Source organism: Streptomyces justiciae, assembly GCF_015163075.1.
In the GTDB taxonomy this organism is placed as follows: domain Bacteria; phylum Actinomycetota; class Actinomycetes; order Streptomycetales; family Streptomycetaceae; genus Streptomyces; species Streptomyces justiciae.
In genome coordinates this window covers 300181-315772 of record NZ_JADDXU010000010.1, presented here as the reverse complement: position 1 = coordinate 315772, position 15592 = coordinate 300181, and the positions used below count along the sequence as shown (strand labels likewise).

The 15592-nt window shown below is 72.9% G+C and carries 13 protein-coding genes; 7 read left to right on the top strand and 6 right to left on the bottom strand.

What is annotated here, in order from left to right; genetic code table 11:
- Positions 1-12 precede the first annotated feature (12 nt).
- Entirely contained in the window at positions 13-792 is a 780-nt protein-coding gene (locus IQ210_RS27675) for a creatininase family protein (protein ID WP_194081844.1), read from the bottom strand.
- Positions 793-833: 41 nt separating this feature from the next.
- Between IQ210_RS27675 and ribA the strand changes: the two genes are divergently transcribed.
- The 4 genes from ribA (at position 834) to IQ210_RS27655 (ending at position 4912) form a co-directional block, all read left to right on the top strand.
- Positions 834-1493, top strand: coding sequence for a GTP cyclohydrolase II (ribA, locus tag IQ210_RS27670; RefSeq protein ID WP_059195130.1), 660 nt, complete (start codon positions 834-836; stop codon positions 1491-1493).
- 74 nt (positions 1494-1567) lie between these two features.
- Entirely contained in the window at positions 1568-2707 is a 1140-nt protein-coding gene (locus tag IQ210_RS27665; protein WP_194081899.1) for an NAD(P)/FAD-dependent oxidoreductase, read from the top strand.
- Positions 2704-3765 carry a saccharopine dehydrogenase gene (locus IQ210_RS27660; protein ID WP_194081843.1) on the top strand — a complete coding sequence of 354 codons (1062 nt, stop codon included), beginning with the start codon at positions 2704-2706 and terminating at the stop codon, positions 3763-3765. Before IQ210_RS27665 ends, IQ210_RS27660 begins: the two co-directional genes overlap by 4 nt.
- Complete coding sequence (locus tag IQ210_RS27655; RefSeq protein ID WP_194081842.1) at positions 3758-4912, top strand: saccharopine dehydrogenase family protein; 1155 nt, start codon at positions 3758-3760, stop codon at positions 4910-4912. The genes IQ210_RS27660 and IQ210_RS27655 overlap by 8 nt, the downstream gene beginning before the upstream one ends.
- Here the strand turns inward: IQ210_RS27655 and IQ210_RS27650 are convergent, their stop codons facing one another.
- The 3 genes from IQ210_RS27650 to IQ210_RS27640 form a co-directional block, all read right to left on the bottom strand.
- Positions 4913-6142 carry a serine hydrolase domain-containing protein gene (locus IQ210_RS27650; protein ID WP_194081841.1) on the bottom strand — a complete coding sequence of 410 codons (1230 nt, stop codon included), beginning with the start codon at positions 6140-6142 and terminating at the stop codon, positions 4913-4915.
- 64 nt (positions 6143-6206) lie between these two features.
- Positions 6207-7523 carry an MFS transporter gene (locus IQ210_RS27645; protein WP_194081840.1) on the bottom strand — a complete coding sequence of 439 codons (1317 nt, stop codon included), beginning with the start codon at positions 7521-7523 and terminating at the stop codon, positions 6207-6209.
- Positions 7520-8098, bottom strand: a complete 579-nt coding sequence (locus tag IQ210_RS27640) for a TetR/AcrR family transcriptional regulator (protein WP_194081839.1) — start codon at positions 8096-8098, stop codon at positions 7520-7522. Before IQ210_RS27640 ends, IQ210_RS27645 begins: the two co-directional genes overlap by 4 nt.
- A 75-nt stretch (positions 8099-8173) precedes the next feature.
- On the opposite strand from IQ210_RS27640, the gene IQ210_RS27635 reads away from it, so the two are divergent.
- Positions 8174-8605 (top strand): PPOX class F420-dependent oxidoreductase, encoded by a 432-nt coding sequence (locus IQ210_RS27635; protein ID WP_194081838.1) that lies wholly within the window; start codon positions 8174-8176, stop codon positions 8603-8605.
- On the opposite strand, the gene IQ210_RS27630 is transcribed toward IQ210_RS27635, so the two are convergent.
- Positions 8602-10755, bottom strand: coding sequence for a protein kinase domain-containing protein (locus tag IQ210_RS27630; protein ID WP_194081837.1), 2154 nt, complete (start codon positions 10753-10755; stop codon positions 8602-8604). The two genes, IQ210_RS27635 and IQ210_RS27630, sit on opposite strands and share 4 nt — an antisense overlap.
- A gap of 246 nt (positions 10756-11001) precedes the next feature.
- Between IQ210_RS27630 and IQ210_RS27625 the strand changes: the two genes are divergently transcribed.
- Positions 11002-13110, top strand: a complete 2109-nt coding sequence (locus IQ210_RS27625) for a tetratricopeptide repeat protein (RefSeq protein WP_194081836.1) — start codon at positions 11002-11004, stop codon at positions 13108-13110.
- Here the strand turns inward: IQ210_RS27625 and IQ210_RS27620 are convergent.
- The gene (locus IQ210_RS27620; RefSeq protein WP_194081835.1) at positions 13097-14365 is read right to left on the bottom strand and encodes a hypothetical protein; all 1269 of its coding nucleotides are present in this window, start codon (positions 14363-14365) and stop codon (positions 13097-13099) included. The genes IQ210_RS27625 and IQ210_RS27620 overlap by 14 nt on opposite strands.
- A gap of 761 nt (positions 14366-15126) precedes the next feature.
- Between IQ210_RS27620 and IQ210_RS27615 the strand changes: the two genes are divergently transcribed.
- Positions 15127-15537, top strand: coding sequence for a VOC family protein (locus tag IQ210_RS27615; RefSeq protein WP_194081834.1), 411 nt, complete (start codon positions 15127-15129; stop codon positions 15535-15537).
- Positions 15538-15592 lie beyond the last annotated feature (55 nt).

Genomic DNA, 15592 nt, shown 5'->3' with positions numbered 1-15592 from the left:
CCTGCTCGCCCGCTATCCGCGTACGGAGGCCCCGGAACCGTCGTCGGAGGTGAGCAACGACAAATACGGCGCGAACGCATCCGCCAGGCTCGCCAGCAGCGCCTTGCCCTTTTCCGCCGAACCCAGCGAGGGTCGGCCGATGACCCCCGAATCGGTATAGGCGGACATGCCCAGAGTGAGCAGCTGACGACGGTCGTCGGCGACGAAATCGGAGGTCTCGTAACCGGGTCGGACGAATTCGGGATGAGCGTGCAGAAGGATGGAGGTCTCGATTTCCCCCGCGTGCATGTCGGTGAGCAGAGACGTGACCACCCCCGCCCGCTCGCGCGCCGACTCCCAGTCCTCCGCCGCCGGGAACAGTGCCATTTTCTCGCCCCGGGAGGAGGATTCCTGAACGACGTTGCCCAGTACGTAGTTTCCGCCGTGCCCGTTGACCACGACCAGGGCGTCGACGCCCGAACGGCGGAGTGAAGCCGCTATGTCCCGTATCACCGAGTGAAGGGTCACCGAGGAGATGCTGACGGTCCCCGCCCAGGCCGCGTGCTCGTGCGAGCAGGAGATCGTCACCGGTGGGAGGAGGTGCACCGGGTACGCCGCGGCGATCTCCCGGGCGATGGCACAGGCGACCAGGGTGTCGGTCGCCAACGGCAGGTACGGGCCGTGCTGTTCGAAGCTTCCGACGGGAAGAACCGCGACCTGTCGTGAGACATTCGCGCCCCGCGTCCGTACGTCCTCCGTGGTGTCCGCCGGCAACGGACCGTATGCCGCCGACCGCGCTTGCGAATCACTCATTCTTTCACGGCCTTTCGTCTCTGCTTAGGAACTCGAGAATCATGACAGACAAAATTGGCGTCCTCGGCAAGAAGTCCCCGCAGCGCACCGGCGTGGAACGCATAGTGAATGCCCCGCTGCCCACCGTGTACGGGCAATTCCGGGCGGTCGGCTACCTTGATCACGACCGCGGCGATGAACAAGTGGCCCTCGTCCACGGCGAGATCGGCGCCGAGGACGTCCTCGTCCGACTGCACTCCGAGTGCCTCACCGGTGACGCCTTCGGCTCCCGGCACTGCGAGTGCGGCGAGCAGCTCGACTCCGCGATGCGGGCCGTGGTCGCCCAAGGCAGCGGCATCGTCGTCTACTTGAGGGGCCACGAGGGCCGCGGCATCGGCCTGCTCGCCAAGCTGCGCGCGATGGCGCTCCAGGCGGAGGGCCTGGACACCGTCGAGGCGAACCTCGCCCTCGGCCTGCCGGTGGACGCCCGCGACTACGGCGTCGCCGCCGGCATGCTGCACGACCTCGGCGTGAACAGCGTCCGCCTGATGTCCAACAACCCCGACAAGCGGGAGGCGTTGGTACGGCACGGCATCGAGGTCACCGAGACGGTGCCGCTGCTGATCCAGCCGTGCGAGAGCAACATCACCTACCTGCGCACCAAGCGGGAACGCCTCGACCACCACCTGCCCCATCTGGACGCGGTGGCCCACCTCTCCTGATTACGGGTGGCGGAGTCCGGACAGGAAGAGGGGACCGACCGACCCCGACACCCCTGGGAGGCTCGCCCGTGAGAATGCAGGCACAGGCCGTCGTGATCGGCGGCGGAGTGATGGGCACGAGCATCGCCTACCACCTCGCCGCCGCCGGTGTCCGTGACGTCGTCCTCGTCGAACGGGACGAGCTGGCCTCCGGCTCCACGTCGAAGGCGGCGGGCGGGGTGCGGGCCCAGTTCTCCGACGAGCTCAACGTGCAGCTCGGGGCGCGCAGCCTGGCCGCGTTCGGCCGGTTCCGGGAGGAGATCGGGTACGACATCGGGCTGCACCGCGTCGGCTACCTCTTCCTGCTGTCGACCCCTGAGGACGTGGCCTCCTTCGAGGCGGGCGTACGGCTCCAGAACGCGCTCGGCGTGCCCAGCCGCCTGCTCACCCCGAAGGAGGCCCGCAAGCTCTCCCCGCTGATCCGCACCGAGGGCCTCCTCGCCGCCGCCTACTCACCGGACGACGGCCACTGCACCCCCGAGGCGGTCGTCCACGGCTACGCCTCCGCGGCCCGCGCTCTCGGCGCCCGCGTCCTGCGGCACACCGAGGTCACCGGCATCGAACTCCACGGCGACCGCATCACGGCCGTGTCGACGACCCTCGGCCGGATCGCCACCGACACGGTGATCTGCGCGGCCGGACCCTGGTCGCGGGCCGTCGGCCGGATGGCCGGCGTGGACCTGCCGGTGGAGCCGCTGCGCCGCCAGATCGCCGTCACCGAGCCGGTCCCCGGCCTGCCGCCGGGCCTGCCCATGACGATCGACTTCAGCACGACCCTCTACTTCCACCGCGAGGGCCCCGGCCTCCTCCTCGGCATGTCCGACCCCGACGAACGCCCCGGCTTCGCCACCGACACCCACGACCGCTGGATCCCCCGCCTGGCCGCCGCCATGGAACACCGCGCGCCCGCCCTCCTGGACCTGCGCCGCACCGGCGGCTGGGCGGGCCTGTACGAGGTCACCCCCGACCACAACGCCCTGATCGGCGAGGCCACTTCGGTCTCCCGGTTCCTCTACGCCACCGGCTTCTCCGGCCACGGCTTCCTCCAGGGCCCGGCCGTCGGCGAGGTGGTCCGTGACCTGGTCCTGGGCCGCGTACCCTTCGTGGACGTCAGCCCGTTGAACGCCGGCCGGTTCGCGGCCGACGCCCCGCGCCCGGAGGCCAACTGCGTATGACCGAGCTCCATCTGTGGCTGCGCCACGAGGTCCGTCCCACCGAGCGACGCACCCCGATCGTGCCGTCCGACGCCCGGCGGCTCGTCGAGAGCGGGGTGACCCTGACCGTCGAGGAGTCCCCGCAGCGGATCTTCCCGATCGAGGAGTACGAGGCGGTCGGCGCCCGCGTCGCCGCCGCGGGGTCGTGGGTGTCGGCGCCGTCGGAGACCGTGATCCTCGGCCTGAAGGAACTCCCCGACGGTCCTGACCGGTTGGCGCACCGGCACATCTTCTTCGGCCACGCCTACAAGCGGCAGCCGGGCGCCGCCGACCTGCTGCGCCGGTTCGCCGCCGGGGGCGGGACGATCCTCGACCTGGAGTACCTGGTGGACGACACCGGTCGCAGGCTCGCCGCCTTCGGCTACTGGGCCGGATACCTGGGCGCCGCCCTCGCGGTGCTCCAACAGCGAGGCCAACTGGCCGCGCCGCTGACGCCCACCTCGAAGGAGGAGCTGGACGACACCCTCCGCCCCGCCGCCGGGGACACGGACTTCACCGCGCTGGTGATCGGCGCCCTCGGCCGCAGCGGCCGCGGCGCCCGCGGGGCCTTCCAGACGGCCGGTGTCGAGCCCACCTGCTGGGACCTCGACGAGACCCGGAACCTGGACCGGCCGGCCCTCCTCGCCCACGACGTGCTGGTCAACTGCGTCCTCGCCACGACCCCCGTCCCGCCCTTCGTCCGCGAGGCCGACCTCGACGACCCGGCCCGCCGGCTGCGCACCCTCTCCGACGTCACCTGCGACGTCGGCTCGCCCCTCAACGTCCTGCCGGTCTACGACCGCACCACCGAGTGGACCGAGCCGGTACGGCGGCTGCGCAAGGAACCCCCGCTCGACCTGATCGCCATCGACAACCTGCCCTCGCTGCTGCCGAGGGAGTCCAGCGAGGACTTCTCCGCCTCGCTGCTGCCCCTGCTGCTCGACTTCGGGACCGGCGGGCCATGGGGGCGCGCTCGGGACCGGTTCCATCAGGCGAGCCGCGAACACGGCATCGTAGAAGGAGAGTTGCCGCATGACTGACCTGGTTCCCGCGAGTGGCACCGTCCACTGGATCGGCACCGGACTGTCCACGGGCAGCGGACTGGCGAAGCTGTGCGAGAGCGCCCAGCGGGTGCGGGTCTGGCATCGCACCGAGGAACGCGCGGCCGAGGCCCTCGACCGGCTGGGCCTCACCGGACGCGCCGAGCCCCGCGCCTACACGCTGGACAAGCTGACGGCCGCCCTCGCGCCCGGGGACGTCGTCGTGTCGATGCTGCCCGCGCCCGAGCACGCCGAGATCCTCGCGGTGTGCGTCGCCTCGCGGGCCCACTTCGCCTGCTCCAGCTATGTGTCGGACGCGGTCCTGGAGCAGGTCCCCGCTGCCGCCGCGGCCGGGCTCGTCGTCCTCACCGAGGCCGGGCTCGACCCGGGCATCGACCACCTCTTCGCGCACAGCCTCGTGGCCCGCGCCCGGGACGCGATCGGCGACGGCACGGCGGCCTCGTACCGCCTCACCTCGTACTGCGGCGGCATCCCCGCGGTGCCGAACGACTTCAGGTACCGCTTCAGCTGGGCGCCCCTCGGTGTCCTCAACGCCCTGCGCTCGCCCGCCCGTTACCTCGCGGACGGCGCCGAGACCACCGCAGCGCGGCCGTGGGAGGCGACCCGGCGGCACGTCGTCGACGGGGAGACCTTCGAGGTCTACCCGAACCGCGACAGCGTGCCCTTCGTCGAGCAGTACGGCATGCCGGCCGCCTGGAAACCGCAGACCTTCGTCCGGGGCACCCTGCGCCTGGAGGGCTGGCTGGAGGCCTGGGGCGATGTCTTCGAGGAGCTGAAGGCGGGGGACGACGCCCGGATCGCCGCCCTGGCCCAGGAATTGGCGGCCACCTACCCGACCACGGACGCCGACCGGGACCGGGTGGTCTTGGTCGTGTCGCTGGACGTGGCCGGTCCGGCGGGGCAGGCCTGGTCGGGCAGCTATCTGCTCGACCTGACCGGGGACGAGGAGGAGAGCGCGATGGCCCGCTGCGTCTCCCGCACCCTCGCCCTCGGCGTCCGTCACGTCCTGGACGGCTCCCTGCCGCCCGGCCTGAACCGTGCCGCCGAGACGGCGGCACGGTCGGAGGAGTGGCTGCGTGAACTCGCCCTGGAGGGAGTCGGCTTCACCCTGCGGGTGGATTCCTGATCAGTCCGTCACGGCCTCGTGCACCAGCCGCTTCAGCTCGGGATAGAGCGTGTGCGAGCCCTTGGGCCGGACCTGCGTCATGAACTGCACCGTCAGATCGCGGCGCGGGTCGACCCAGAACGTCGTCGTGGCGACCCCGCTCCAGCCGAACATGCCCAGGCTCGTGGGGGCCTTGGTGCGCTCCGGGTCGATCACCACGGAGACGCCGAGGCCGAAACCGACGCCGTCGTTGCCGGGTTCGTCATGGGCGGGCCTGCTGCCGAAGGTGCGCAGGTCGACGCCGCCGGGAAGGTGGTTGGAGGTCATCAGGTCCACCGTCGCGGCGGACAGCAGCCGTACGCCGTCGAGTTCGCCGCGGCGCCGCAGCAGCTCCATGAACCGGTGGACGTCGTACGCCGAGGCCACCATGCCGCCGCTGCCGGACAGGAAGCGGGGACGTCCGCGCAGCGGCAGCCCGGCGATCGGCTCGATACCACCGCCGTCGGTCTCGCCGTACAACTCGGCGAGCCTGCCCGCCTGTTCGTCGCTCACACAGAACCCGGCGTCGGGCATCCCCAGCGGCCGGAAGATCCGCTCGGCGAAGAACTCGTCGAGCGGCTGTCCGGACACCACCTCGATGACGCGCCCCAGCACATTGGTGGCGACCGAGTAGTTCCACTGCGTGCCCGGCTCGAACTGGAGCGGCAGGCTCGCGTACACGTCGACCGTCTCGGCCAGCGTCGTACCCGGCACCACGGACGACTCCAGGTCGGCCTGCCGGTACAGGGCGTCGACCGGGTGGGCACGGTACGAGGCGAAGGTCAGGCCCGCGGTGTGGGTCATCAGATGCCGGATCAGCACCGGCTGTGCGGCGGGGCGGGTCCGGACGTCGGCGCCCGAGCCGCTCTCGTAGACCTGTATGCCGGCGAAGGCGGGCACATGCCGGGCCACCGGGTCGTCCAGCGACAGCTTTCCCTCCTCCATCAGGAGGAGCGCGGCCACCGAGGTGACCGGCTTGGTCATGGAGTAGATCCGCCACAGGGTGTCGGGGGTGACGGGCAGCCCGGCCGCCAGGTCGCGTCGGCCGTGCGTGGTGAGGTGGGCGACCCGGCCGCCGCGGGCGACGGCCACGAGGAAGCCCGGCAGGCGCCCTTCGTCGACGTAGTGGGCGACGTGCTGGTCGAGGCGGTCCAGCGCCTTCGCGTCCAGTCCGACCTCGGTCGGGTCCACCTCTTGCCGCAGCTGTGCCATCGCTCTCCTCCGAAACGTTCGTCGAGGTGCGATCCGGCATACCCAGCCGCCGCGACCTCAGACCTCATCGTCGCTCAGCAACCCGTGAACGTCCCTGCGTCCGGCCATGATCGGCCGGCGTGGCGGGCGCCGACCGCCCCGGCAGCACCCCGCTCGCCACCGCCCCGACGACCGCCACCCCGGCGAGAACCACCAGCGCCCCGTGCCCCATCAGGGTGGTCGCCACGGCCACGCCCAGCGTGGGCCCGACGTTCATCGCGGTCTGCTGGAGCCCGCCCGCCACCCCGGCCGACTCGACGGGACTGTGCCGTACGACGACATGGGTGGCCGCCACCATCACCGTGCCGAACCCGGCGCCCAGCAGGGCGAATCCGGCGCAGAGCGCGAACTTGCCCGTAGCCGTGTCCAGCATCAGAACACCCGCCGCGAGGACGCCCATCGCGGTCACCGCCGTACGCCGGGCTCCCACCCGGCGCAGCAGGATCGCGCACACCGGCGCGGCGGCCACCATCAGCACCGCCAACGGCAGGCAGCGCAGGGCGCTTTCGAGCGGATCGAGACCGAGCGTGTACTGGAGGGTGTACGTGCTCACGAACAGGGTGCCCGACAGCGCGGCCGAGGCGGCGACCAGCACCCCGAGCGCCGGTCCGGCGACGGCTCGGGGGAGGAGCGGGCTCGCGGTACGGCGTTCGTGGCGCAGGAAGGCCGCACCCGTGACCAGGGAAGCGGCCAACCCGAGCCACTGCAAGGACACCAGCGCGTGGACCAGGAAGCCCAGCGTCACCGCGAGCAGCAGGGCACCCGGCACGTCCAGCCGTACCGGCGCCGCGCGCACCGGCTCCCGTCCGGCGAGCGCGAGCAGCCCGAACACCAGCGCCGGAACGACGTTGAGGAAGAACACCGCCCGCCATCCGGGCCCGGCCACCAGCACCCCGCCCACCAGCGGCCCCACCGCGGCCGACACCCCGATGGCCGCGGTCCGTACCGCGATCGGCGTGCGCAGCCGGTCCTGCGCATACGCGGCCCGCAGCATGCCGAGCGTGGCGGGTTGCAGCAGCGCCCCGAACACCCCCTGTACGACGCGGAGTCCGACCACCCAGCCGATCCCGGGCGCCAGCCCGATGCCCGCCGACGCGGCCCCGAACCCGAGCATGCCGATCGCGTAGAGCCGTCGATGCCCGTACCGGTCCCCGAGGCGCCCCGCGAACACCAACAGCCCGGCCACGGCGATGAGATAGCCGGTGCTGGTCCACTGGACCTGCGCGTACGACGCCCCCAAGTCGCTTTGCAGGGTGGGCTGGGCGATGGTGAGGACGGTGCCGTCGAGGGCGACGATCACGGCGCCGACGACACTGCTCGCGAGCGCGAGACGCGGGTTCATCCGTCCTCCTGCCCGAGGTGCGCGTCGAGGGCCGACCGCAACAGGGGTACGAAGTCGTCGGCGCCCGTGGCCAGTTGGAGACTGCCCCAGCCCCAGAGCTGGGCGATGCCGTGCAGGTTCGCCCACAACGAGCCCGCGACCAGGCGGGCGTCCACGTCGGGACGGACGAGACCGACCAGCTCCACCAGGCGCCCGAAGAGCGGCAGGCTGGTGTCCCGCAGGCCCAGATGGCCGCTCTCCAGCAGATCGTGACGGAACATCAGCTCGTACATGCCGGGGTTCTCCAGCGCGAACGCCAGGTAGGCGCCGGCGAGCCGGGTGAGCTGGGCGCGCGGAGTCGCCGTTCCGTCACCGGACACCGTCGCCACCCGCTCCGCCAGCTCACCGAAGCCGCGCCGCGCGATGGCCGACAGCAGCTCCAGGTGGGTCGGGAAATAGCGGCGCGGGGCCCCGTGCGAGACGCCCGCCCGACGGGCGATCTCCCGCAGCGTGAGCGCCTGGGCGCCCTCCCGGGCCACCAACTCCACTCCGACGTCGACCAGCCGGGCCCGCAGCCCGGTCTCGGGTTCATGCATAGACAGTGTCTACCAAGCAGAGGTAGGCACTGTCTACCAGGAATGGTTGTGGGCGGTACTGGAGTTGATCCGTGCATGACTCAGAACGCGCTGCTCCAGTTGCTCGGCACCGGACACGGCGGGGTGCTGGTCACCCTCAAAAAGGACGGCCGGCCCCAGCTGTCGAACGTCAGCCACGCCTACTACCCGGACGAGGGCGTCATCCGGGTGTCGATCACCGACGACCGCGCCAAGACCCGCAACCTGCGCCGCGACGCCCGGGCCTCGTACCACGTCACCAGCCCCGACCGGCGGGCGTACACGGTCGCCGAGGGCACCGCCGACCTGTCCCCGGTGGCGAAGGACCCGTACGACGACACCGTGGAGGAGCTCATCCGGCTGTACCGCGACGTCCAGGGTGAGCACCCCGACTGGGACGACTACCGGGCCGCGATGGTCCGCGACCGGCGGCTGGTGCTGCGGCTGAAGGTCGAGCGGGCGTACGGGATCCCGGCGGGAGGCAACTAGTCCGTCAGGCTCACGGCCGCGATGCCGTTCGAGGTGGCCACGTACATGTGCAGGCCCTGCCGGGGGTGGGGGCCGATCACCGGGCGGTACTCGGCCATGAGGGAATCGTCGGGGAAGGTCAGCCTGCGGGTCTGCGCGCCGCTGCCGTCCACGACGTACAGCGTGCTGTGGCCGAGGAACACGTAGGCGAGGCTGTCGTGGACGGTCGGGTCGCTGTACCGGTCGAGGTCGCCCGGACCCCGTACCGTCCACGCCGTGGAGCCGTCGCGGGGATCGACGGCCACGAGCCGGCCGGGGCACGTGGCGATGGCCAGGTCCCCGAAGGCGACGAAGGTCTCCGGGTCGTCGAGGTCGGTGTTGGCGCGCTGCCACAGGATCTCGCCCGTGCGGCTGAGCCCGTACGCGGCCTGAGCGGCCGGGACGACGAGGGTCTCGCCGACGAGCGCCGGCCGGCCGGGGAAGTCGTTGTCGAACTCGCGCGTCCACAGCCTGGTCCCGTCCCCGGCGGCCAGTGCGGTCAGCTTTCTGCTGGTGTTGATGTACACCACGCTGTCCGCCACCACCGGAGGATCGGCCGCCTGATCGGGCAGCCGGGTGCTCCAGGCGAGACTTCCGTCGGGCCGGTAGGCCCGCATCGCCGCCTGGTCCGCGCTCGGGCTGGTGGTCAGGATCACCAGGAAGTCCGTCGCCACCGGCAACGCCCCGTACCGATCCTTGTCGAACACCCGTTTCCAGCGCACCCGCCCCTTCAGGTCGAGCGCGAAGAACCGCGAGCCGAACTCGTGCAGGCAGTAGGCGCCGTCGCGCGTGACGACGGGTGTCCCGACCACGCCGCCGCCCAGGGGCGGGTCCCCCAGGTCGGGGTACCAGCGCGCCCTGCCGTCCCAGGTGACGGCGTGCAGCCTGCCGTCGACCCCGCCGAAGCAGACCAGACGGCCGTCGGGGGACAGCCCGACACAGGGGCCGCCGTCCTCGGCGATCTCCGAGGTGCCGTAGGCCCACTCCACCACCGCGGGCTGCGGCGGCGGGGGCGTGGACCGGGTCGACGTCGCGGCCCCCGGGCCGCTCTGCGTACCACCGCCCCGGGAGTCGCCGTCCCGGAGCCACAGCCAGCCGCCCGTTCCGGCGCCCGCGACCAACGCCCCGGCCACGAGTCCCTGTAACAGGCGACGCCGGGACGGTGTCCGTGGCGCCGGGCCGTCCGGCAGCGTCAGCGGGGCCACGTACTCCACCCTGCTGTCGCCCTCTCCCGCGCCCCGCTCCGGCAGCCACCGCTCGGTGCCCCGGACCGGCTCGGCAGCGGTGAACCAGCCCGGCCGCAACCGCCCGGGCAGCGACCGCGCCGCATACCCCGTCGCCTCGACGACCTCGGCAGGGGTGGGCCGTTCGGCCGGGTCCTCGCGCAGACAGGCCTCGACGAGCGGACGAACGGCCTCCGGCACGCCGGACAGGTCGAAGTCGCGGGCGACGACACGCATCAGGATCACCGCGTCCTGCCCCTCGCCGAACGGGTCCCGCCCTGCGGCGGCGTACGCGAGGACCGCGCCCAGCGAGAACACGTCGCTCGACGGACCCACCCGGCCGTGGGTACGGATCTGCTCGGGCGAGAGGTAGCCCGCCGAACCGACGACGGTTCCGGTCCGGGTCAGCGCGGTCGCCTCCAGGGCCCGTACGACCCCGAAGTCGATGACCCGCGGCCCGTCCGCCGCCAGCAGGATGTTGGACGGCTTGAGATCCCGGTGCACCAGGCCGTGCGCGTGGATCGCGCCGAGGGCCTCGCCGAGAGCCGCGGCCAGCACCCACACCGGTTCGACGGGCAGCGCACCGTGTTCGAGGACGGCGTCGCGCAGGTTCGGCCCGTCGATGAACTCCGTGGCCATCCACGGGCGTTCGCCCTCGGTGTCCGCGTCCACCACCCGGGCGACGTACGACCCGGAGCCGCCGACGCTCCGCGCGGCCCCCACCTCCTGCCGGAACCTGGCCCGGAACGTACGGTCCTCGGCGTACTCCGCCCGCACCACCTTCACCGCCAGCCGCGGACCGCCCGGCGCCTCGGCGAGATACACCTCGCCCATGCCACCGGCGCCGAGTCTGCCCAGCACCCGGTACGGGCCGATGTGCCGAGGATCCGTCTCGCGCAGCGCCTGCACCCCGTACCCCCCGGTCCGCTCGTGCGATGCGTACGGCCGCCGGAATCGAGCGTATACGTCGGATACGCGCGACAGGAGGCCTACGACACCTCGCGCATCGGCCGATGAGACGGTGGACCGGCCGGCGTGGGGCTGATGGCCGGTCGTCTCCCGTAGGGATCGAGGTGGCTGATGACCAGTCATCTTCCGTTACGGCCGCTAGGGTTGATCCATTGCGGAACGCCGACCGACGGGGGAGTGCACGGCATGCTGGATCCGATCTCGCTGGGTGCCATCGGCGCGGTGCTCGGGGCCGTCGGGTCGGGGATGGCGAACGAAGCGGGCAAGTGGGCCTGGGAGTCGGCCGGCGGCCTGGTCCGCCGCATCGCCGGACGCGAGGTGCCCGCGCCGACGACGCCCGGCCAACTCGACGACGTGGCACGGCTGGTGCACGAGCGGGTGCACGGCGACCCACAACTCGCCCAGGCCTGGGCCCAGTTCGCGCGCGGCGTACGCGCACCCGGCACCGGCTCACGCGACCGTCGCCCCACCCTGCCCTCCGGACCGCACTTCTTCACCGACCGCCGCCAGGCCCTGAGGCTCCTCGACAAGGAAGCGTCCCGCGCCTTCGCCGGACGCCCCCGCCGGGCCCTGCTGCACGGCCCCGAGGGCATCGGCACCAGCACCCTCGCCGTCCACTGGGGCTGGCGGCAGACCGCCCGCTTCCCCGACGGCCAGCTCTACGCCGACCTGCGCGCCCTCGCCCCCGAGGCGGTCCTCGGCTCGCTGCTGCGCGGACTCGGTGTGCCGGACGGGGAGATACCCCCGGCCGTCGCCGACCGCGCCGACCTCTTCCGGCGCTGCCTCGCCGACCGGCGGCTGCTCGTCGTGCTCGATCACGCCCGGTCCGCCGCACAGGTGCAGCCCCTGCTGACCTCGGCGCCGGACGTGTTCACCATCGTCGTGACCCGGCAGCCCCTCGTCGGCCTGGACGCCCTGCGCATCCCGGTCGGCCCGCTGGACCGCCGGGACGCCGTGCGGCTGCTCACCGACCTGGTCGGCAAACCGGCCCTCGCCGAGGCCCGCGCGGCCCTGCCGACGGTGCTGGAGCGCTGTGCGGGCTCGCCGTACGCGCTGCGGGCGGCGGCATCGCGACTGGCCGAGGCGAGGACGGAGAGGGGCCCCGTCCAGACTGCCGCCATGACGGAGCGGGACCCCGTCCAGACCGCCGCCGAGGACTCGTACCGCCTGCTGACGCCCGCCGCGGCCCGGCTCTACCGCCTCGCCGGTCTCCGCGACTGGCCCGCCCTCGACGCGTCGGCGGCCGCACGCGCCGCCGACATCGACGTGACCGAGGCGGCCCGGCTCCTGGACGCCCTCACCGACGCCCTCCTCCTCGAACGCACCGACACCGGACGGCACCGCTACCGCCCCGCCGTCCGCGCGCACGCCGAACGCACCGCCGCCGTCGTCGACGGGGTGGCGGGCTGCTCGGCCGCCGTCGCCCGGACGGTCGAGGGCTACCGCGACCTGGCGGTGGGGGCGGCCAAGGCCGCGCTGCCGGAGAGCTGGCGCGCCCCCTCCGCCGACTCGCCCATCACCTTCCCGGACCGCGGCGCGGCCGTCGCCGCCCTCGTCGCCGAGGCCCCGAACCTGGTCCAAGCCGTGGAGGCGGCCGAGGAGTTCCGCGACCACGACACCGTCGTCCTGCTCTGCCAGGCCCTGTGGCCCCTCCAACTCAAGGCGGGCCACCACGAGATGCTGCTGCCCGCGCTGCGCACCGGCGCCCGGACCGCCGACGAACACTTCCCCGACACCCGCGTCGCGGGCGCCCTGCACGCCCAACTCGCGCACACCCTCACCGAGTTGCGACTCTGGGACGAGGCTGAGCCGGAGGCGCTGGCCGCCGCCCGCGCCGAGCGGGGCGCCGGACACGTACGCGGCCACGCCTCGGCCGTGGAGTTCCTCGGTCTGCTGAGGCTGCGGCAGTGGCGGTTCCAGGAGGCCTACGACTGTTTCGAGGAGGCCGGCGGCATCCTCGACGGCATCGGCCCCGACGACGAGGGCGCCACCGATCTCCCGCGCGCCCGCGCCCTGTTGGAACGGCACAGGGGGCGTGCCCTGCGCGGCCTCGGACGCCGGGAAGAGGCGGTGGAGCGTCTCGATCGCGCCCTGCGCTTCTTCCGCGACAGCGGCGAGGCCTACAACAGCGCCCGCACTCTCACCGACCTCGCCGAGACCCGCCTCGACGGCGGCGACACCGGCGCCGCGCTGCCGCTGATCGACGAGGCGCTGGCGGCGCTCGCGCGGGAGAACGCCGAGTACCACGTGGCCCGGTTGCGGGTGCTGCGGGAGCGGTGCGTCACGCCGGAGTGACGGTCGCCTGATGGAGGGTCGCTCCGGTGCGGATCGCGGCCAGTTCCGTGGGCGACCTGCCCGCCGCCAGCCACGCGTGGAGCGCGGAGGCCGCCGCGGCCGGGTCCGCCCCGGTTCTCAGGTGGAGGACGTCTCCTGCCCGCGTCCGCACCACGCAGGAATCAGGGCCGGTGACATACGCCGCGAGGGAGCACTGCGGATACCGGTCGAGCACCTCCGCCGCCCAATCGGCGGGGGAGCCGAAGCGCGGATCGTCGGCGGTGCCGTACCGGAACACCACGTCTGCCAGGGGCAGTTGATCCGTCTCCCGGGTGCCCTCGGGTACGGCGAGATGCGCCTCCGCGTCGTCGGTCCGCGGTGTGGGATGCGGGCCCGCGTACCGGGCGACGCGGACCTCGCCGGAGCCGAGGAGGCGGGTCAGCGTGAGGAGGGGCACGGTGGGGGTCGCCGGTTCGTGTGGGGGGAGGGGAAGCGGTTCGAGGCGGGCCGGCCAGTCGGGTTCGGGGATGCCGATCAGGTCGTAGAAGAGGCGCCGCAGGCGAGGTGCCGACTCGCCGGGTACTGAGCTGATGAACTCCGCGTGTCGGCAAGGGCGTTCGGCGGTCAGGGTGTCCAACTGCGGCCTCAGTGGGCCGGTGACGTCCAGGCGCGGTGCCGTGCGGACGAACTCATGGACGGGGGCCTCGGGGTCGAGGCCTCCGAGCGGGGCCGCGCCCAGTAGGACGGGGGTGCCGAGGGCGGCGGCGTAGTAGGTCACCGAGCCGTGGTCGCCGATCACCGTGTCGGCGGCGACGAGGGCCTGGCGCCAGCCGTGCAGGGGGTCGATCAGGGTCAGACCGGCGCGGCGGGCACGGTCGAGCCAGGCACGGATCTGGCCGGGGCCGTGACCGTGCCAGATGTTGGGGTGGAGGACGGCCGCGAGACGGTATTCGTCGGACGGGAGTTCCGAGGTCAGGCGGGGGAGCAGGGACGGCAGGACGTCCTCGGCGCCGTCGCCGAAAAGCGACTCGGGGTTCCAGGTGGAGCTCAGGACGACGAGCCGTTGGCCCTCGCGCACGCCGAGGGCCCGGCGGAAGCGGTCACGGTAGGGGCGGGCCGCCAGGATGCGGTCCCAGCAGGGGTCGCCCGCGACGACGGCCGTGGGCGCGGCTTCCGGGCAGACGCGGCGCAGTCGGTCGTACTGCTCGGGGTGGGAGAGCACGAGGGCGTCCGCGAGGGGTTTCCCGGCTCCGTCGAGCAGCCATTCCCGTGACATCCCGAAGACCGGTTCTGTCCCCGCGCCCCAGCCGCCTGCCGTCGGGTGTCGGGTGTCGGGTGTCGGGTGTCGCCAGCCTCTTAGTGTATCCGACACCGTGTGACAACACGGCCAATACACCGGAAACTGCCCGGAGTTGACCGCCGAAGCTCGCCGATACCGCGAGTGCGACCGGAGTCGCGATCGCCTGCTCCCACGGCACCACGGGCACCCCGACCTCCGCCAGCAACTCCCGTACGCCCGCCTCGAACGCGGACGACCCCGGGCACGTCACCAGCAGCTGCACCCTGAAGTCGTCGTGGAACAGGGGCAGTACGTCCAGGAGCCGGGTCGCCGCGGTGACGTTGTGGACGACGAAGAGCACCCGTTCGACGCGCCCCCGGGTCGCCCAGCGGGCCGCGTCGTCGCCGACCGGCACCCGTATCCACCCGGCCCCCGTCACGCCCCCGCCCGCCTCTCGCCGCCCGCCCCTGTGATCGGGCAACGATAGACAACCGCCGCACCGTGCGCACCGGCCGCCCCTGAAATCGGCCGGTACGCACGGGGGCCGTCCGCTCCGCCACCGGTGTGCGCGGAGGGCCTGGTCAGCGGTGTTCCGCACGGCTCGTACCGGCCGATGGTCTTGCCGCGGGCGTCCCCTGTCAACGGGGCGACCCCCAAGAGGTCCTACGACCCGGGGCGCAGGACGCACGACCGATGGCCCGGCGTACGCCGTGTGCCTAGGCTTTCGATGGTTCACCGCAGCGGAGAAAGAGGTCACGATGCCCGTCAACGGCCGCAGCCACATTCGCGTCGCCCGCCCGTCCCGTGACCTCGCGGCGGCCGAGCGCTTCTGGGCGGGCGGGCTCGGGCTCTCCGTCGTCTGGCGTGCCGAGGGCGGCACCGAACCCGGCGAGCACGACCTGCTCATGCTCGGCTGGCCCGATGCCGACTGGCACCTGGAACTGGTCCACGAGCCGGCGAACCCGGTCGAGCCGCGGCCCACCGAGGAGGACCTCCTGGTGATCTACGTCGACGGCCCCGTCCCCGACGACCTGGTCGCCGGCCTCGAAGAGCACGGCGGCAAGCGCGTGGCCTCGCCGAACCCGTACTGGAACCAGTGGGGCGTCACGATCGAGGACCCGGACGGATACCGGCTGGTGCTGTGCGAGCGGGCGTGGTCCAACGGCTGAGAGGCTCCGCGAACGCCGAATCCCCGGAGCCGTGGCGGCGTCCGGGGACCCGGGG